12 protein-coding genes, 1 tRNA gene and 2 rRNA genes (1 of these 15 only partly in view) are annotated in these 18,424 nt (G+C 65.0%); 10 read left to right on the top strand and 5 right to left on the bottom strand.

The annotated features are described in order from the left end of the window. Positions 1-17: 17 nt before the first annotated feature. The gene (gene iaaH, locus H6900_05055; GenBank protein MCC0072638.1) at positions 18-1,382 is read right to left on the bottom strand and encodes an indoleacetamide hydrolase; all 1,365 of its coding nucleotides are present in this window, start codon (positions 1,380-1,382) and stop codon (positions 18-20) included. A gap of 90 nt (positions 1,383-1,472) precedes the next feature. After that, complete coding sequence (locus H6900_05050; protein ID MCC0072637.1) at positions 1,473-2,222, bottom strand: helix-turn-helix transcriptional regulator; 750 nt, start codon at positions 2,220-2,222, stop codon at positions 1,473-1,475. 174 nt (positions 2,223-2,396) lie between these two features. Between H6900_05050 and H6900_05045 the strand changes: the two genes are divergently transcribed. From H6900_05045 to H6900_05000, 10 genes are all read left to right on the top strand, one after another. Next, positions 2,397-3,074, top strand: coding sequence for a TetR/AcrR family transcriptional regulator (locus H6900_05045; protein MCC0072636.1), 678 nt, complete (start codon positions 2,397-2,399; stop codon positions 3,072-3,074). Beyond that, positions 3,071-4,375 carry a phenylacetate--CoA ligase family protein gene (locus H6900_05040; GenBank protein MCC0072635.1) on the top strand — a complete coding sequence of 435 codons (1,305 nt, stop codon included), beginning with the start codon at positions 3,071-3,073 and terminating at the stop codon, positions 4,373-4,375. The genes H6900_05045 and H6900_05040 overlap by 4 nt, the downstream gene beginning before the upstream one ends. Then, complete coding sequence (locus tag H6900_05035) at positions 4,372-5,133, top strand: enoyl-CoA hydratase/isomerase family protein (GenBank protein ID MCC0072634.1); 762 nt, start codon at positions 4,372-4,374, stop codon at positions 5,131-5,133. Before H6900_05040 ends, H6900_05035 begins: the two co-directional genes overlap by 4 nt. Before the next feature lie 192 nt (positions 5,134-5,325). Continuing rightward, positions 5,326-6,060: a GntR family transcriptional regulator gene (locus H6900_05030; GenBank protein MCC0072633.1), complete on the top strand. Its 735-nt coding sequence runs from the start codon at positions 5,326-5,328 to the stop codon at positions 6,058-6,060. Beyond that, complete coding sequence (locus H6900_05025; GenBank protein ID MCC0072632.1) at positions 6,053-7,561, top strand: TRAP transporter fused permease subunit; 1,509 nt, start codon at positions 6,053-6,055, stop codon at positions 7,559-7,561. The genes H6900_05030 and H6900_05025 overlap by 8 nt, the downstream gene beginning before the upstream one ends. A gap of 430 nt (positions 7,562-7,991) precedes the next feature. Beyond that, a protein-coding gene (locus tag H6900_05020) for an IS5 family transposase (protein ID MCC0072631.1) occupies positions 7,992-8,749 on the top strand; the annotation gives its coding sequence in 2 pieces (ribosomal slippage) (positions 7,992-8,313 and positions 8,313-8,749; 759 coding nt in all). 266 nt (positions 8,750-9,015) lie between these two features. Then, on the top strand, positions 9,016-9,357 hold the full coding sequence (locus H6900_05015; protein ID MCC0072630.1) for a hypothetical protein: 342 nt from the start codon (positions 9,016-9,018) through the stop codon (positions 9,355-9,357). A gap of 241 nt (positions 9,358-9,598) precedes the next feature. Beyond that, positions 9,599-10,356 (top strand): IS5 family transposase gene (locus H6900_05010; protein MCC0072629.1). Its coding sequence is split into 2 segments (ribosomal slippage): positions 9,599-9,920 and positions 9,920-10,356, totalling 759 coding nucleotides; the frame shifts between segments, so codons are not numbered across the junction. Between the two features lie 290 nt (positions 10,357-10,646). Next, positions 10,647-16,163, top strand: a complete 5,517-nt coding sequence (locus tag H6900_05005; protein ID MCC0072628.1) for a DUF4011 domain-containing protein — start codon at positions 10,647-10,649, stop codon at positions 16,161-16,163. Positions 16,164-16,409: 246 nt separating this feature from the next. Then, positions 16,410-17,054, top strand: coding sequence for an SOS response-associated peptidase (locus H6900_05000; GenBank protein MCC0072627.1), 645 nt, complete (start codon positions 16,410-16,412; stop codon positions 17,052-17,054). A 220-nt stretch (positions 17,055-17,274) separates the two neighbouring features. On the opposite strand, the gene H6900_04995 is transcribed toward H6900_05000, so the two are convergent. The 3 genes from H6900_04995 to H6900_04985 form a co-directional block, all read right to left on the bottom strand. Then, positions 17,275-17,351 (bottom strand) — tRNA-Met (locus H6900_04995). A 66-nt stretch (positions 17,352-17,417) separates the two neighbouring features. Continuing rightward, positions 17,418-17,532: ribosomal RNA gene (gene rrf / locus H6900_04990) — 5S ribosomal RNA — on the bottom strand. Between the two features lie 81 nt (positions 17,533-17,613). Then, a 23S ribosomal RNA gene (locus H6900_04985) occupies positions 17,614-18,424 on the bottom strand; it runs 2,029 nt beyond the window's last position.

Here is an 18,424-nt window from a genome sequence, read left to right as displayed (position 1 = left end):
CTGGTTGTTTGTTGGTGTCAGTCGCGCAACAGCGGCTCCAGCGCCGCCGCCACCGCCAGCAGCGCGCGATCGGCGCCCGCCAGCCCCTCGAGTTCCAGCCCGACCGGCAGACCCGCGCCCGGCAGCGGCAGGCTGATCCCCGGCACGCCCATGACCGACCCGTGATCGGTGTTGCGGATGTAGGTGGCAAAGGTCGGAACCTGGGCGCCGTTCAGGGTGACGGTTTCGTCCGCGCCGATCGGACGGGCCGGCAGCGGGGTCGTCGGAAAGAGCGCGCCGTGCAGCCCATGGTCCGCGAACCACGCCGCCCAATGCCGCTGCATCGCCGGGCGGTGGCGATCCATGGCCGCGCGATAGGCGCGCTCGGGCATCGCGCCCTCGCCCATCTGGCTGTCCAGAATGGCGCGCACATCGGCCGAGGCGACGCCGGCCAGCAGCGCGTCGAACGGGACCCCGCGCGCGGCGACATAGGCGGGCAAGGCGCGCATCGTCTCATACAGGACGATCGCGAACGAGGCCGCGGCACCGTCGGCCCACAGATCGGCGGGATCGGTCTCTACCAGCGTGACCCCGGCGGCGGACAGGCGCGACAATGCGGCCTCGCAGCGGGCGGCAACGACGGGGTCCAGCCCCTGCCAAAGGACGCGGCGGGGCACGCCCAGACGGATCGCGCCCGGGGTGGGCGGGGTCAGCGCGGTGTCCGCGCCCGCCATCAGCGCATCGAGCAACGCGACATCTGCCACCCCCTGCCCCATCGGGCCGATGGTGTCGCGGGTGGGCGACAGCGGCACGACCCCGCCCACCGGATAGCGCCCGACGCTGGGGCGAAAGCCGGTGACGCCGCACAGCGCGGCCGGAATCCGGCACGAGCCGCCGGTATCGGTGCCCAGCCCGGCCGGCACGATCCCGGCCGCGATCGCGGCCGCCGTGCCACCGGACGAGCCCCCTGCGATCAGCGCCGGGTCATGCGGATTGCGCACGGGGCCAAAGGCCGCGTTGTTCGACGTGATGCCAAAGGCCAGTTCGTGCAGGTTGGTCTTGCCGGCGACCAGCGCCCCCTGTCCACGCAGCCGGGCCAGCGGCTCGGCGTCGGCGCGCGCCGCGCCGGTCAGCGCCCGCGTGCCGCCCGTGGTCAGCAGATCGGCGGTGTCGATGTTGTCCTTGACGGCCAGCGCCGCACCCTCGAGCCGGCCGGCACGGCCCTGCGCGCGGCGGGCGTCGCTGGCCTCGGCCGCCGCGCGCAACGCCTGGGCGTCCAGGGTGATGAAGGCGTTCAGCGCGGCGTGCCGCGTGGCGGCGTCGAGAACCGCCTCGACATGGTCGCGGGCCCGCAACCGGCCGTCATCCAGCGCACGAAGGGTGTCGATCAGCGAAAGGGGCATCGGTTTCTCCCGTCTTTTGACGGAAGAGTGCGGGTGGACGGGCGCCGCCGCCATCGTCACAAATGATGAATTTCGCGCCGCTCTATCGGGTCACCCGGGCTGCGTGAGGATCGTCACCAACTGCCCGCGTCGCTGCGCCCCGGTCTTTCGAAACACCGAGCCGACATGGGTGCGCAGCGTCGGCTTTGAAATGCACAGCCGCGCGCAGATGTTGTCGTCGGACAGGCCCGTGACCAACATGTCGGCGACCTCGGCCTCGCGCTGGGTCAATCCCCACAGGTCCGGCCGCTGCGCAAAGCGCATCGCCGCGCCGCCCTGCGTCAGGCGGTTGGCGCGGATCAGCGCGTTCACCAGGCTGGGGCCGATCGCATCGACCAGAAACGCATCGCGCTGGCTGAAGTCCTCCTTGCCCTGGGCGCGCCAGATCCGCAGGTCGCCGATATTCGCGCCGCGATCCCAGGCGAAATAATTCATCCCGAAATAGAGCCCGTCGCGGAACAGGAAATCGTTGAAGAATTCCGTCCGGCGCAGGCGGTCATGGGCCATGACGGCGCTGACGGGTGTTGCCGCGCGTCGCCGTTGCAGGGTGTGGGTGATGGGATCGTGGAACTGGTAATAGGCTTCGTATCGGGCCAGGTTTTCGGGGTTCATGTTCAACGAGACCCCGGCGACGAATTTCGCCTGATCGTCGTCCCAGACATACGAGGCGAAGAAATCGGCATCCAGCAGGTCCAGCAGCAGGCGACCGACGCGCGTGCGCACCTCGTCATGCGCGAATTCGCCCGAAAGCTCGCGCATGATGGCAAAGACCAGATCGGCCTCGTCATGGGTCAGGTGCATCGCGACCCTCTCGGCTGGCGGCGCCCCTCACGCGGCGCCCGGCGCTGGGTCGCCAGCATAGGTCACGCCCGCCGAAAAACGCAACAGGTGCGAAAACCGGCGCGGTCGGCGCGCGTTGACACGCAGGTCGCGCCGCTTTATGAAAGTGACGTCAGTTTTATTTCAGGCCAAGCCATGCCCCCCGCCCTGGCCCGTCCGGCGCCCGACATCCCGCCGCTGTCCTTTCCCCGCCACCTTGCGCAGGCCAGCGCGGGACGACCAAAGGGCGACCGGACCCGTGCACAGTTGCAGATTGCCGCCTGCGCCATCCTGCAAGGCGACGGGCCCCAAGGGTTGACGGTTGCCAGCATCTGCCAGGAGGCCGGCGTTTCGAACGGCACCTTCTACATCTACTTTCCCGACCGCCACGTCCTGCTCGACAGTCTGCTGGCGGATTTCGTGACCTTTCTTCAGCACGCGATGCGGGCCGCCGATCGTGGCACCGGCGACGCCGCGCGGGCGGCGACCCGCGCCTACTTCGACATGTTCGAACAGAACCGCGGCCTGATGCGGTGCCTGATCCTGCCGCTCGACGGGTTCCCCGAGGCGCAGGCGGCATTCCAGCGGCTCAATCGCGAATGGATCGAGATCGTCGTCACCGCGGTCGAACGCCGCCAGCGCCGCGACGAGACCGCGCCGGCCATCCCCCGGGCGGAACTGCTGCGCCGGGCCTATGCGCTGGGCGGCATGGTGGATCAGTATCTGTCCAACCTGTTCTTTTCGCAGGACCCGGGGCTGATCGAGATTTCGCAGGACCGCGAGGCGGTTCTTGAAACGCTTTCCCTGATCTGGGACCGAGGGATGTCACGATGAGCACTTTGAAAGACGGCGAAAAATGCCCGCCGGACGATCTGCAAGCCCATATTCAGGGGCTGTGGCAGGCCCAAAGGGCGCATGTCGCAACGGCGTCGCCCTTTTACCGCGCGCTTTGGCAAGGGCGCACGCCGCCTCGCGATCTGCGCGACCTGCCCGATCTGCCGCTGTCCGACAAGGCGCAGTTGCGCCTGTCGCAGGCGGCCCATCCGCCCTTTGGCGACTATCTGGCCGCGCCGCGCGCCCTGGCCAACCGCCTGCACCGGACCTCGGGGACGACCGGACAGGCGATGAACCTGGCGCTGTCTGCCCGAGACGCCCGCATCACCCAGGAGGTCGGCGGGCGTTGTCACCGCTCCGCGGGCCTGACCGCCGAACACACGGTGGTGCATTGCCTCAACTATCAGATGTGGATGGGCGGGTTGACCGACCACATGACGCTCGAGGAAACCGGCGCGCTGGTGGTGCCGTTCGGGGTGGGCGCGACCGACCTGCTGATCCGCACCATCGTCGAGGTCGGGATCACCGCCATATCCTGCACGCCGTCTTATCCGGCGGTCCTGGAACAGGTGATCGCCGACCGGTTTCCAGGCCTCGCTCCGCGCGACCTGGGGCTGAAGCTGGGGCTGTTCGGGGGCGAGGCCGGGCTGGACGACCCCGCCCTGCGCGCGCGCCTGCGCGACACCTGGGGGATGGAGCCGCGCAACGCGAATTACGGCGTTTCGGACGTGTTCTCGAACTTTGGCGCCGAGTGCCCGCATGATTCGCGGCTGCACTTCATGGCCGCGGATGTGCTGTATCCCGAACTGATCGACCCTGAAACCGGCAGCCCGGTCACCGTCGAACCCGGGGCACGGGGCGAATTGGTCCTGACCCATCTGGTGCGGGACTGTCAGCCCCTGGTGCGGTTCCGCACCGGGGACATCATCGCCATCGGCGACACCGGCCCCTGCGCCTGCGGCTGCACCGGGTTCCGCTTTTCGGTGATCGGGCGGTCGGACGACATGGTGGTGGTGCGCGGGCTGAACATGTTCCCGACGATGGTTGCCGCCGTTCTCAACGAAATCCCCGAATTGTCCGGCGATTACCGCATCACGCTGGAAACGCCGCCGCCCTATGACAGCTTGCCGGTCCAGGCCGAACTGGCCCCCGGCGTCGATGCCTCGCCCGAACTGGCGCGACGGGTCGAAGGGGCGATCAAGGCGCGACTGGGCGCAAGCGCAAGGGTCGTCTTGTGCCCGGCCAACAGCTTTCCGCGCACCGAGGGCAAGACCAAGCGCGTCATCAGGAGCCTACCATGACAGATTTTCGCTATGACACCGTGTCCAGCACGCCGGGCCCCGAGGGCGTCCGCATCATTGCCCTGAACCGGCCCGAAAGCCTGAACGCCATGAACCGCGCGCTGATCGACGATGTGGCGCGCGCCTTTGACGACGCCAACGCCGATCCGGCGACGCGGGCCATCGTCTTTACCGGCACGGGCAAGGCCTTTTGCGCGGGCGACGACCGCAAGGCCCATGTCCACCCCGAGACCGAGGAAGAGGCGCGCGCCATGGTCCTCGCCATCCAGCGCGCGACCCATGCCATCACGCTGGGCGCCAAGCCGGTCGTCGGGGCGATCAACGGCTGGGCCGTCGGCGGGGGCTTCGAATGGGCGATCAACTGCGACTTTCCGATCTGGGCGGACAGTGCGCGCGGGTTCTTTCCCGAGGTGTCGCTCAACCTGTTCGTGACGGGGGCTGTCACCACCTTGCTGCCGGCGTTGGTCGGGCTGAACAAGGCGCGCGAGATGCTGATGTTCGGCGACCGCTATTCGGCGCGCGAACTGGCCGAGATCGGCCTGGCGTGGAAGGTCGTCCCCGACGATGACCTCATGGCGACGGCGACCGAAACGGCGGTGCGTCTGGCGGCGCTTCCGGTGCTGTCGGTCCGGGCGATGAAACGGGTTCTGAACCACGCCGCCGTGCCCGATCTTCACCGCGCCCTTCAACTGGAAACCGACGCGACCGTCGCCGGGTTCCTCGACCCCGAAACGACGCGCCGGCTCAAGGCGTTCTGACCGCATTTGCCGGGCCGTCGCGGCCGCAGCCGGTCGGTTCGCGCCGTGCCATTGTCAACAACGTCCCGCACAATCCAGCGGAAGAATTCAGAGAACCCCTTTAACCCGGCGTCACTTCGTGAAATCACGCCGTTATTGTTGGCAACGAATCCGTTCTCCCGCAGGTTCCCGGCATCGCCAGGGGGGGATCCGATGGCCATTGTCAACAACAGCGCCCGCAGGGACGGCGACGGGCGGACCCGCGCCGCGACCATCGCCGACATCCTCAGGCACGAGATCCACGAGGGCATCCTGCGCCCCGGGGTCAAGCTGAACGAAGAGGTGCTGGCGGAACGGTTCGGCGTTTCCCGGGGCCCGGTGCGCGAGGCCCTGGGGCTTCTGGCGCGCGACGACATGGTCCGCATCACCCCTCATATCGGTGCCTTCGTGACCGAGCTGTCGGTCGAAGAGGTTGCCGATCTCTACGATGTGCGCACCGCGCTCTTTTCGATGGCGGTGCGACTCTTTGCCCGCCGCTACGCTGAGGGACAGTTGACCCCGGCGGAATTCGCCGAGACGCACGCGGTTCTGGATGCCTTCGAATCCAGCGCCGAGGCCAACGCCGAGGATTTTGCCCGCCGCAGCCGTGCCGTGTCGCAATTCGTCTTTGCCCATTGCGGCAACGCCATGCTGCGCCAGCAGGCCGAGCGCCTGAACCGTCAGTCGATCCTGTATTTCGTGATGGTCACCAAGCGCGACATGGCGCACCGCCGCACCTTCCTCGCGCTTGCGGTGATGCTGCGCCAGGCCCTGATCCTGGGCGACGCCGACCTGGCGGCGAGCCTTGCGCAGAAGATCGGCGACGAGAACAAGCGCGCGACCTACGAGCAGATCGGCCTATTGCAGGCAGCCCCCCATCCTGCCGAAGGAGAATTTTTTCATGGCTGACGCAAGGACCGCCCGGCAGAACGGCCCGCCCCTAAGCTTGTGGATCGGGGGCGCGCTGGGAATTGCCGTTTCGGTGCACGCCGTGTTCATCGCCTGGTATGGACCCTATACCGCGCCGGGCTATATCCGGGCCGGCGTGATGATGGCTTGCGCGGTCATCATGGTGCTGTGGAAGCCCCTTGCGCTCGAAATCGGGCGCGGCGGCGTCACACGGGCGCTGGCCTGGATGCTCGATCTGGCGATGCTGGCCAATTTCGCCTATGCCAGCCTGCTGTTCCTGCGCCAGGTTTCGAACGTCAATCTGCTGATCCTGTCCTACTCGCCGGCCGAGATCGCCACCGCAACCGGCGCGATCCTGACCCTGATCGAACTGACGCGCCGGGCCTTTGGGCCGATCCTGGCGCTGGTCGGCGCGGTCGTGTTGGCCTATGCGCTGTGGGGCGGCGGCCTGCCGGGCTTTTTCAGCCATTCGGGATTTGACCTGGAAACCCTGGTGGGGCCGATCTGGTACGGGTTCCAGGGCGTGTTCGGCTTTGCGACCTCGACCATCATCTCGGTGGTGTTCATCTACATCGTGTTCGGCGCGATGCTTGAGGGCTCGGGCGCGGGCGAGTTGATGATCCGCGTGGCGCTTTGGGCCACGGGACGGTCGCGCGGCGGCGCAGGCCACGCGGCGATCCTGGCGTCGTCGGTGTTCGGCATGTCGTCGGGGTCGGTCGTGGCCAACGTCGTGGGCACGGGCACGGTGACCATCCCGCTCATCAAGCGGCGCGGGTTCTCGCCGGCCTTTGCCGGCGCGCTCGAGGCGGCGGCCTCGTCCGGCGGGCAGATCATGCCGCCCGTGCTGGGCGCCGCGGCGTTCCTGATGGCGCAGCTTGTGGGCCTGTCCTATCAGTCGATTGTCATTGCCTCCACCCTGCCCGCGCTGCTGTTCTACTTCGCGCTCTTCGTCTCGGTCGAGAAAGAGGCGCGCCGGCTGGGCATCGAACCCCTGGCCGACGCCGAGCGCCCCAGGTTGCAGCCGGGCGACGGGTTGAGATCGCTCATGTTCGTGGCCCCGATCGCGGCGATCCTGGTCACCCTGGCGCTGGGCCGCTCGACCGCGATGGCCGGGTTCTGGGCGGTAATCACGACGCTGGTCACGGCGCTGATCCTGAACCCGGCGCTGCGCCAGCAGCCCGGCAAGCTGCTGGTGGCATTGGCGCGCGGCGGCTATGCGGGGGCGCAGGTGATGGTCGCGGTCGGGTCAATCGGCATCCTGGTCGGCGTGTTCGACCTGACGGGACTCGGCCTGCGCTTTGCGATGGCGGTGTCCAGCCTCCAGACCTCGGGCCTGCTGGTGCCGCTGCTGCTGTCGGCGGCCGCCTGTCTGGTGCTGGGGATGGGGATGTCCACCCTGCCCGCCTATCTGATCGAAACACTTTTGCGGGGCCGAGCGATCTGCCCGGGGAACGCGTCGCCCCCACCCGGGGGCGCGGATCGAAACTTCATCTTTATCTGACCCTGACAAGTTAATAGCGGGTCGCCCCCAGCCGATGGACTTATTGGCTTCCACCCTGCTGGCTCTTACGTCACTGTTGTTACGAACAATGTGTTTCGGCACCGCGTTTGACCCCACCACCTGCGCCCAACGGTCACCCCATCAATGGTCCGTCAACCTATTGAGGCGTCAGTGAAATCCTTTTGTTTATTGGGGTCAGCATTCAGCGCCGAAAGGGTTCAAATTTGGAAGCAGATCACAGCCTGATGGATGAGATGTTTCCCGATCTCAAGGTGATCGGCATGCGGGTAGGGCAGGATGATACGGCGGAAAACTATCGCCATACTCTGGATCTGTTCAACCAGGAACCCGACCTCATTGGCATCTAGGCTCAGGACCCATTGATTTCCGCCTGTCGGCATGATTCACCGCCGGAAAAACGAGCGGTGACATGTCTGATCTCTTCTGGCTGAGCGACGCGCAGATGGCGCGTCTGGAGCCCTTCTTTCCCAAGTCCCACGGCAAGCCACGCGTCGATGATCGGCGGGTGCTGAGCGGGATTGTCTTCATCAATCGCAATGGCTTGCGGTGGCGGGATGCGCCGAAGGAATATGGCCCGCACAAGACGCTCTACAACCGTTGGAAGCGGTGGAGCGACAAGGGCATCTTTGCCCGGATAATGGTCGGCCTGGCGGCAGCTCATGGCGAGGAAAAGACCGCGATGATCGATGCGACCTACCTGAAGGCACACCGAACAGCGTCCAGTCTGGGCGTCAAAAAGGGGGGCGTGGACGCCTGATTGGCCGCACCAAGGGCGGTATGAGCACCAAGCTGCACGCCATCTGCGACAGCCTAGGGCGTCCAATCAGCTTCTTCGTCACCGCCGGACAAGTCAGCGACTACATCGGCGCGGCGGCCTTGTTGAGCAGCCTGCCACAGGTCGACTGGCTGCTCGGGGATCGCGGCTATGATGCCGATTGGTTCAGAGATGCGTTGAAAGACAAGGGCATATGCGCCTGCATCCCGGGCCGGAAGCAGCGAAAGAAACCCGTCAAATACGACAAGCGCCGCTACAAACGGCGTAACCGCATCGAGATCATGTTCGGCAGGCTCAAGGACTGGCGGCGTGTGGCAACCCGATACGACCGATGCCCGAAGGTCTTCCTCTCAGCCATCATGCTCGCCTCTATCGTCATCTATTGGCTATGAGTCCTGACCCTAAACGGCCCACAACAGTTATGGCGCTTTCGCGACTGTTCGCAAATGAAGTGCTTGATAAACCGTTTTCATTACAACGTAATTCCGCTGTCAGCATGACAAGCGATCGGGTTGAACGACCGTATGTCAACGGCGGCGTAAAAACCTGCCACTGTGGCGGAGGAAAAGTAGGCCAGCCGCAACTGCCGCGCTTCAAGGCTTACACCAACTACGACAACTATGTCGGCGTCGGGACCTGGACGAAGATCGGCCTCAACATGACCGACACCAACGATCAGGGCGCGTTCGACGCCGCCACCAACCTGTTCACCGCGCCCGCAACTGGCACCTATCTGTTCGGCGCAACGCTGCTCTACAAGGTCAACGCCAGCACCACGGCCCGCATGCGCGGGCGACTGGTGCTGAACGGCGGCACGGAAATCCGGGGATCAATGGGTGAGATCAGCGGCGGCCACGTCTCCCTCGCCACCGCGCTCTGGCTGCAGACCATGGTGCCGCTGAGCGCCGGCGATACAGTCGAGCTGCAGGGGTATTTCCGGGTCGCGGACGGGTATTTCGCGGCCGATCACACGTCCTTCTGGGGCGCCAAGATCGGCTGAGTCGCGCGTGGGCCCAACATGCATTCACAAAGGGCGGGGAGCAGACATGCGGCGATGCCGCGTTGCTCCCGCAGCAATTTTGCGGAGCGGACATTCGAGGGAGCATCAAATCAACGTTCTTACGTGGACACCCTATTTAATCCGGTATTTCAGTCGCCTCTGAACGAACGCGGGCTTAGGCTCAGGACCCATTGATTTCCGCCTGTCGGCATGATTCACCGCCGGAAAAACGAGCGGTGACATGTCTGATCTCTTCTGGCTGAGCGACGCGCAGATGGCGCGTCTGGAGCCCTTCTTTCCCAAGTCCCACGGCAAGCCACGCGTCGATGATCGGCGGGTGCTGAGCGGGATTGTCTTCATCAATCGCAATGGCTTGCGGTGGCGGGATGCGCCGAAGGAATATGGCCCGCACAAGACGCTCTACAACCGTTGGAAGCGGTGGAGCGACAAGGGCATCTTTGCCCGGATAATGGTCGGCCTGGCGGCAGCTCATGGCGAGGAAAAGACCGCGATGATCGATGCGACCTACCTGAAGGCACACCGAACAGCGTCCAGTCTGGGCGTCAAAAAGGGGGGCGTGGACGCCTGATTGGCCGCACCAAGGGCGGTATGAGCACCAAGCTGCACGCCATCTGCGACAGCCTAGGGCGTCCAATCAGCTTCTTCGTCACCGCCGGACAAGTCAGCGACTACATCGGCGCGGCGGCCTTGTTGAGCAGCCTGCCACAGGTCGACTGGCTGCTCGGGGATCGCGGCTATGATGCCGATTGGTTCAGAGATGCGTTGAAAGACAAGGGCATATGCGCCTGCATCCCGGGCCGGAAGCAGCGAAAGAAACCCGTCAAATACGACAAGCGCCGCTACAAACGGCGTAACCGCATCGAGATCATGTTCGGCAGGCTCAAGGACTGGCGGCGTGTGGCAACCCGATACGACCGATGCCCGAAGGTCTTCCTCTCAGCCATCATGCTCGCCTCTATCGTCATCTATTGGCTATGAGTCCTGACCCTAGAGCCTTCCAGAATTTTGACGATGGCATCGTTGATGCGCGGGTTTTCAATCGAACCGCTTTCATAGGTGAATTTTTAGTTGTCGGCCTTGTCGAGTGTGACGTAGAGGATTTGCTCGGCGTCAGGCCAGATACACAGACTTCATGACACTCCCCGTGTACGGGCTCATGGCCATTTGTTTCCGTTTCATCATTGTTGTCCCGCGCCGGTTGATCGCCTAGGCTCGGCCTTGGCCGCGCCGGGGCGCGACCTTCACGTGGCCGCCAGCCGGGAGATCTCATGAGCCCCTCACAGAATGACCAGGAGTCGTCTAGTCCCCTGCTGACCGACGAGAACATCGAACTTGTCGCCGCCAAGCTCCAGGAACTGCGGCTTCGGCTCCTCGACTCGACCCGCCGGAACCCGTTGATCAACATCCGGTTCACCCCAGCCTCCACCTCGTTCATCCGGGTCGTCGATGAACTTCCCGACATCCTGCGTCACAATCTCTCCCTGGGTCGCCAGATGCGACTCTCGGCCCTGCCGGCGCTTGAGGATGAGCTTCCGGACGAGCAGACAGACAGCTTCCGAGACGCGCTCTTCGTGGCCCGTCAGGAAGATCAGGACTACATTGCGGACGTCGAGAGGATCGACCCCGACGGCGCCAAGGCGGAAGAAAAGCTGATGAAGGCCGAGCGGTCTTTGAAGGACCGCCTGCGCGAGGACCTCGGCCTGCCGCCACGCCCGACAAAGGACGCTCCCTCGCTGGCAGAACATGCCCGGCTCCACGGTGTTGAGCCGAGCTACATCCTGCCGCTGCCCGAGGACGAGCATCATGACGGGCGGCACGCAGACGACGACATCCAGACACTGCTTTTGCCGGACCGCCTGCAACGATCAGCAAAGTCGATTCTCGAGAAAGGCCGGTCCTTCGAACGCGAGACCGGGGTCAACGTGCTGCATGCCGCCTTCGGCATCCTCGAATGGAAGAGCCCCGACGAAAACGACCGCTTCGTCTCGCCGCTGTTGCTGCTGGAGATCCGGATCGAACGGAAGCAGTCGCCGCAGGGTGCCGAATTCTACCTGCGTGGTGTCGACCAAGTCATGGTCAACACCAATCTTGCTCTGAAGCTCCTGAACGAGAAGAAGCTCGCGCTGCCGGACTATGAAGGCGGCAGCGTCGAGGACTATTTCGAGACGATCGAGCAGGCGGCGCCCTCGGGCTGGCACTGGAAGGTGCGCCGCGAGGTATGTGTCGGGATTTTCCCGTCCTCGAAGATCGCGATGTACCACGACCTCGACCCGGAGAAACGCCCGGTAGCCGAGGAAGAGACGGTGGTGCGCCTGCTGGCCACAACCGGGGTTGGCGACGGCGCCTACGCAGAGACCTACGGGACAGATGATCCCGAGGTCGCCAGCAAAGTGCCTTACGTGGTGATGGACGCGGACGCCTCGCAGTATTCAGCCCTCGTCGATGTCGCCGACCAGAAGAACCTAGCAATCGAGGGCCCGCCGGGCTCGGGCAAGTCGCAGACCATCGTCAACCTGATCGCGTCGGCCCTCGCCGACGGCAAGAAGGTGCTCTTCGTTGCCGAGAAGCTGACCGCGCTCGATGTGGTGCGCAACCGCCTCGACGCCGCCGGCCTCGGGAACTTCATCCTTCCGCTCCAGGCCGGGCGCGGCACCACGGAGGCCGTCTACGAGAGCATCGAGGCCCGCCTCGAGATGAGCCGGACGCCCGGCCCCGGGCGGCTCAGCTTCAACTCGCGCCAGCGCGCCCTCGAAAGGGATCGCGCTATCCTCCAGGGCTACCTCGACGCGCTGGGGGCAATGCTCGGCTCGACCGGCCTGACGGTGCACCAGGTCATCGGCCATGCCATCGCGACGGCCGAGCTGCGCGAGGCACTGCCGCGGGAGATCCGCAGGCTTCCGATTCCGAACGCCGACGGGATGGGAGCGAACGAGGTCGAGGCCCTGGTCTCCGAGGCGGACGCCTTCGGCACCCGTCTTCGGCGGATCGCGCGGATGCCCGCACTCTGGCGCGCCTCGACCGCGCCGATCACCTCGCACGACATCGCCGAGGACCATGCCGAAGCGGCGCGCGTCATCGCCGAGGCGCTGGAAGGTTTCGAGACAGACATCGCAGGGTCGTCGATTGCCGTCTTCATGACGGCGAACCCCTTCGTGGTCGACATGAAGAAGATCGGCGACCTGCTCTCGTCCGCCGCCCGCGAAGAGGGCCGGGTCGATCCGGATCTGCTCGATACGCTCACCGATCCCGCCGCCCGCCGGGCTGCCCGCGATCTCTGCGGCCAGATCAGCGAAAGACAGACACTCATGGCTCAGCTCGGCCACAGCCTGCGCGATGCCGAGGGCTGGAACATCTCCAAGCGCCTTGCGGCCGCCGCAGAGTTCGCCAAGGCACGGGGCCGTCGTCTCGACCCCGCACAGCACCGCACAAGGCTCGCCGAGATCGAGGAAGCGATCACCGACGGCCGCTCGATCCTCGCCGCCGCTTCCCGGCTGCCGCAGAGCTGGACCTCGATGGGCCGGACCCTCGCGGAAATTCGCGACGGCTCACGGCGGATCGCAGCGCAGTCCGCCGATACCCTCTCCCTCCGCCGCGGCGACCCGATGGTCTCAGTCAATGCCATGGCCGTTGAGATCGAGAGCCAGATCTCCCGCCTCTCCAGCGAGATCGGTCGCATCCGGCAGGCGTTGCCCTCCGCCGGTGGCATCCACAACCCGGGCGAGCTTCGGAATGCCGCGGCCATAATCGACGGCGCCGGCTTCTTCGGGCGCATGGGCTCTGCCTACAAGGCGGCACGCAATACCTACGCGAACATCCTCGGAGGGCGGCGCGAAGACAGCCAGGCAGACATGGCTCGGCGGCTGCGCGAATATGCCGACTGGCTCGACAGTCGCCGCGAGTTCGACGATGGCGGGCGCTACGCAGAGCGCTTCGGGCCGCACTTCCAAGGCTTCAACACCGACATGGCGGCGATCGGCCGGGTGGTAACCTTCCATGCGATCTGCAAGGAGATCGCCGGCTCCAGCGTCGACCTGAAGGCATACCTCGAGACCGGAGAGCTCGGCCCCGTACTGGCCTTCGCCGAACTCGAGGAGATCCCGCCGCTGACCCTCTCCGAGGCCGAGCTGAAGCTCCGCGATCTCGAGGAAATGGCCGAGAAGGAAAAACGCTACATCGTCGAGGCGGAAAGCCACCTCGAGCTCTTCCGCGACAGGGAGAGCCTGCCTCTGGGCGAGATCGAGGAGATCCTGGCCAGGAAGACGGCAGAGGCCGAGCTTGCCCGCAAGATCGAGGAAAGCCCGGCGCGCGGGGCGCTCGGCGCGCGCTTCTCCGGCCTCATGACGCGCACCGACCTGCTCGGCGTCGAGTGCGACCTTGCCGAAGCGATCGACGCCACCGACGACGCCGACCTGGCGCTCGCGGCAATCCGCTCGGGCCGGGTGGGCGAGATGGCCAAGGCGTTCGAGAGCTTCGCCGCGCGCCGAGCCAAACTCGAGACCCAGGTCGGCACCTTCGCCTCCGATCTCGGGCTTCCCGACGACCTTTCGACGCCGATGGCACTGGCCCGGCGCACGGCCGACCTACGAGAGGCCGCGGCCGACCCGCAATCGCTTCTCGACCGGGCGCAACTGAAGCGGGCCGAGGACAGCCTGCGGGGGCAGGGGCTCGGCGAGTTGATCGACTGGGCGGTGGCCGAGGGCGAGGCCATCGACCCGGCGCGCCTCGCGCCGATCGTCCGCGCACTGATCGCGCGCTCGATGGCAGACCTCGCCTACAAGGAATGGGGCCCCGCGCTGCAAGGCTACGACGGTCAGGACTTCGACCGCATCCGCGGTGAGATCCGCTCCAAGGACCGAGAGATGATTGAGCTCTCCCGCGTCGCGGTGGTGCAGGAACTCCTGGAGTCGGCCCGGCCACCGGCCGGCAATAACGTCGGGCGGAAGTCGACCTTCACCGACATGAGTCTGATCTACAACGAGCTCTACAAGAAGAAGCGCCGCATCAGCATCCGCGAGTTGGCGAGCCGCGCCGGCCGCGCCCTCGTCGAGTTGAAGCCCTGCTGGATGATGTCGCCGCTCGCGGTCGCGCAATACCTGCGCCAAGGCATGCGGTTCGACCTCGTGGTGATCGACGAGGCCTCTCAGATGACGCCCGAGAACGCCATCGGCGCGATCAGCCGGGCCGACCAGTCGGTGATCGTCGGCGACACCAAGCAGCTGCCGCCGACGAGCTTCTTCCAGAAGGTGCTCGACGACAGTGACACCGACGAGGACCTCCGCGAGGATAGCGAGAGCATCCTTGACATGGCCAACGTCGCCTTCATGCCAGTGCGTCAGCTGCGCTGGCACTACCGTTCGCGGCACTCGGCGCTGATCCAGTTCTCGAACCAGTGGATGTACAAGGGCGAGCTGACGATCTTCCCCTCCGCGCAGGAGGACCATCCCGATCTCGGGGTTGAGCTCGTCGAAGTGCCTGGCATCTACAAAGGGCGCCGCAACGAGATCGAGGCCCGCGCCATCGTTGCCGCCGCGGTCCATCACATGACCCACCGGCCCGAGCTCTCGCTCGGCATCTGCACGATGAACTCGGACCAGAAGGAACTGATCCTCGAGGAGTTCGAGCGCGAGCGCGACCGCAACCCCAAAGTCCAGGCTTTCGTCGAGAAATGGGAGGAGCAGAACGACGCCCTCGAGGAGTTTTTCGTCAAGAACATCGAGACGATCCAGGGCGACGAGCGGGATGTGATGATGATTTCAACGCTCTATGGCCCGGAGGCGCCCGGAGCCAAGGTGCTCCAGCGTTTCGGCCCCATCAACTCAGCCCATGGCCATCGCCGGCTGAACGTCCTTTTCACCCGCGCGAAGCGGAAGATCGTGACCTTCACCTCGATGAAGCCGACCGACATCCTCGTCGATGGCAACAAGGCTCTTGGCGTGCGGATGTTCCGGGCCTGGCTCGAATACTCGAAGACGGGTCACATCCCAGATGTGGCCGGCCAGCAGGGCGGCACCGAGAGCCCGTTCGAGGACTATGTCGCGGCGCAGATCGAGCGCCTCGGCTGCGAGGTAGTGCCGCAGGTAGGTGTCGCCGGCTTCCGCATCGATCTCGGCCTCCGGCACCCGGACTGGCCCTACGGCTACATCCTGGGCGTCGAATGCGACGGTGCCGCCTACCACAGCTCGAAGTCGAGCCGCGACCGTGACCGGCTGCGTCAAGAGGTGCTCGAGGGTCTCGGCTGGCGGCTGCACCGCATCTGGTCGACCGACTGGTTCCGCAATCCGCGCGCCGAGATCGAGGCTCTGAAAAGAGCAATCGAGGATGCGCTCGCTGACGCCAAGGCCCGCGGTGTGAAGCATTCCGAGCGTCTCGACGCGATGACGCTTTTGACCCGTCTCGCCGAGGACACCAGGTCCAACGTCGAAGAGCCGCCTGCGCAAGCTAGGGCCGAAACCAGGCCTGGGGCCGCCGCTTCTGCGGCGTCAGGGCGGCCGGAACAGGCGAGCCTTTCGTTCGAGCCGCCAGCGGGCAGCGATCTCTTCACTGCAGCGAGCCGAGTTGCCACGGAACCGACCATCGCACTGGGCTCCAAGGTCAAGGTCGAGAGCATGACCGACGGAAAGAAGCTCGCCTTCACCCTCGTCGAGGGCCAGAACGCGCCAGACGACGGCAAGATCGGCCTTCACACCCCGCTCGGCCAAGCCCTGCTCGATGCGCAGGTGGGCGACGAGGTTGAATACCAGGTTGGCTCTCACATCAAGGAAGTGCGGGTGCTCGAGATCCGATGAGCATCGAGGGCGATCACGCCAGGTCGATGGGATGGCGCGGCTTCGGGACGCGGCGGTGCGTGTCTTCCGGCACACTGCGCACGCGCAGCGAATGGCCGCTTTGCTGAAGCTGCACTACGACGTAATGCAGAGTGGCGAATTGCGGGTCTGGGCCGTTTCGCCCGACCGTACTTTTCCCACTCCTCTTCCATTTCCCCTGCCCCCCTGTACACTCTCCCCATGTGCGGACGATACGTCTCCGGAAGCATGACCTGGCAGCAGTATCACGACTGGCTGACCGGAAAGGCTGCGCCCCCGCCACCGGACGAGCCCCGACGGCGGCGCTGGAACATTCCGCCCACCAGCCTGGCGCCCCTTGTTCTGAACGCCGGGGCGGATCGGTCGCTGGAGCTGGCGCGCTGGGGGTTTGTGCCGCATTGGTGGCGCAAAACGCTGGCCGAGGCCCCGCTGGTGTTCAATGCGCGCTCCGAAGAAGCCGCCAGCAAACCCTTCTTTCGCGAGGCCTATCGGTACGGGCATTGCCTGATCCCGGCGCAGGGGTACTATGAATGGCAGGGGCCGAAGGGAGCCAAACGGCCCTTTTTCATCACCACCGAACGCAACGAACCGGGCCTCTGCTTTGCCGGGCTCTGGTCGCGCGTGTCGCTGCAGGATTTCTCAGGCATCACCTTCGCGATCATGACCCGGGCCGCGATGGAACCGATTGCCCATCTTCACGACCGCATGCCGGTCATCCTGGCCTCGACCTTCTATGACGACTGGCTGTCAGGCGCGCCGCTGGTCGAGGCCATGCAGATCGACGCCGCGCAGCTGAGGTCGCATGAGGTTGGCCCGGCGGTGGGGCGGGTCGATGCGGAAGGCCCGGAGCTGATCGAGGCTTTTGAAGGGTAGCTCGCGCGCGGATCGGGGGGTGCGGCCTTTGCCGACGTAGACGGGGAAGCGGACACAGCCCAAAACTGCCCATAACAGCCCCCGACTGTCGGCGATTGCTCGCGGACGCGGTCGAATGCGGTTTTTCGGTCGTGGTGTTGATGTGGCGTTGATGTAACCGCACAAAAGGCCCGTGGTATCCATATACCATCGTCTAAGCGTTTGATATCTTTCAGGATTTTGGTTGCGGGGGCAGGATTTGAACCTGCGGCCTTCAGGTTATGAGCCTGACGAGCTACCGGGCTGCTCCACCCCGCGCCATTTGTTGTCAGTTCGGGTATTGTATTGATCGTCGATAGGGAGAGATTGTCCGTTACTCTTCAAGTTTGGCGGTGACCTACTCTCCCACGTCTTGAGACGCAGTACCATCGGCGTGACGGCCCTTAACGGCCGAGTTCGGGAAGGGATCGGGTGTTTAGCCGTCGCTATGACCACCAAACCAGAGGAGGAACGGACCCATCGGCGGCTTTCGCCACTGTCTTTGTTTCGTGAAGCGTCTACCAGGACAGTCATGCTGTTACTGGATCAGATCAAGCCAATCGGGCCATTAGTACCGGTCAACTGAACGCATTGCTGCGCTTACATCTCCGGCCTATCGACGTGGTGGTCTACCACGGCCCTCAAGGGAGACCTTGTTTTGAAGGGGGCTTCCCGCTTAGATGCCTTCAGCGGTTATCCTGTCCGCTCATAGCTACCCTGCACTGCGGCTGGCGCCACAACAGGTCCACCAGTGGAGCGTTCACCCCGGTCCTCTCGTACTAGGGGCAACTCTTCTCAAGTCTCCTACACCCACGGCAGATAGGGACCGAACTGTCTCACGACGTTCTAAACCCAGCTCACGTACCTCTTTAAATGGCGAACAGCCATACCCTTGGGACCGACTTCAGCCCCAGGATGAGATGAGCCGACATCGAGGTGCCAAACGATGCCGTCGATATGGACTCTTGGGCATCATCAGCCTGTTATCCCCAGCGTACCTTTTATCCGTTGAGCGATGGCCCTCCCACTTGGGACCACCGGATCACTATGGCCGTCTTTCGACTCTGCTCGACCTGTCAGTCTCGCAGTCAGGCTGGCTTCTGCCATTGCACTCAACGAGCGATTTCCGACCGCTCTGAGCCAACCTTCGCGCGCCTCCGTTACGATTTGGGAGGCGACCGCCCCAGTCAAACTCCCCACCATGCATGGTCCCGGACCCGGATGACGGGCCGCGGTTAGACATCAAGAGTGCGAAGGGTGGTATCTCAAGGGAGGCTCCACGAGAACTGGCGTTCCCGCTTCAAAGCCTACCACCTATCCTGCACATCACAATCCTGATGCCAGTGCGAAGC

The sequence above is a fragment of the Rhodobacter sp. genome (assembly GCA_020637515.1).
Taxonomy (GTDB): Bacteria; Pseudomonadota; Alphaproteobacteria; order Rhodobacterales; family Rhodobacteraceae; genus Pararhodobacter.
The sequence above is the reverse complement of the archived record's forward strand: the minus strand, read 5'-3'. Positions and strand labels throughout refer to the sequence as shown.

Excerpts from the sequence above, each read along its gene's own strand:
- iaaH (MCC0072638.1), bottom strand. The coding sequence starts at position 1,382 with ATGCCCCTTTCGCTGATCGACACCCTTCGTGCGCTGGATGACGGCCGG.
- H6900_05050 (MCC0072637.1), bottom strand. The coding sequence starts at position 2,222 with ATGCACCTGACCCATGACGAGGCCGATCTGGTCTTTGCCATCATGCGC.
- H6900_05045 (MCC0072636.1), top strand. The coding sequence starts at position 2,397 with ATGCCCCCCGCCCTGGCCCGTCCGGCGCCCGACATCCCGCCGCTGTCC.
- H6900_05040 (MCC0072635.1), top strand. The coding sequence starts at position 3,071 with ATGAGCACTTTGAAAGACGGCGAAAAATGCCCGCCGGACGATCTGCAA.
- H6900_05035 (MCC0072634.1), top strand. The coding sequence starts at position 4,372 with ATGACAGATTTTCGCTATGACACCGTGTCCAGCACGCCGGGCCCCGAG.
- H6900_05030 (MCC0072633.1), top strand. The coding sequence starts at position 5,326 with ATGGCCATTGTCAACAACAGCGCCCGCAGGGACGGCGACGGGCGGACC.
- H6900_05025 (MCC0072632.1), top strand. The coding sequence starts at position 6,053 with ATGGCTGACGCAAGGACCGCCCGGCAGAACGGCCCGCCCCTAAGCTTG.
- H6900_05015 (MCC0072630.1), top strand. The coding sequence starts at position 9,016 with ATGACCGACACCAACGATCAGGGCGCGTTCGACGCCGCCACCAACCTG.
- H6900_05005 (MCC0072628.1), top strand. The coding sequence starts at position 10,647 with ATGAGCCCCTCACAGAATGACCAGGAGTCGTCTAGTCCCCTGCTGACC.
- H6900_05000 (MCC0072627.1), top strand. The coding sequence starts at position 16,410 with ATGACCTGGCAGCAGTATCACGACTGGCTGACCGGAAAGGCTGCGCCC.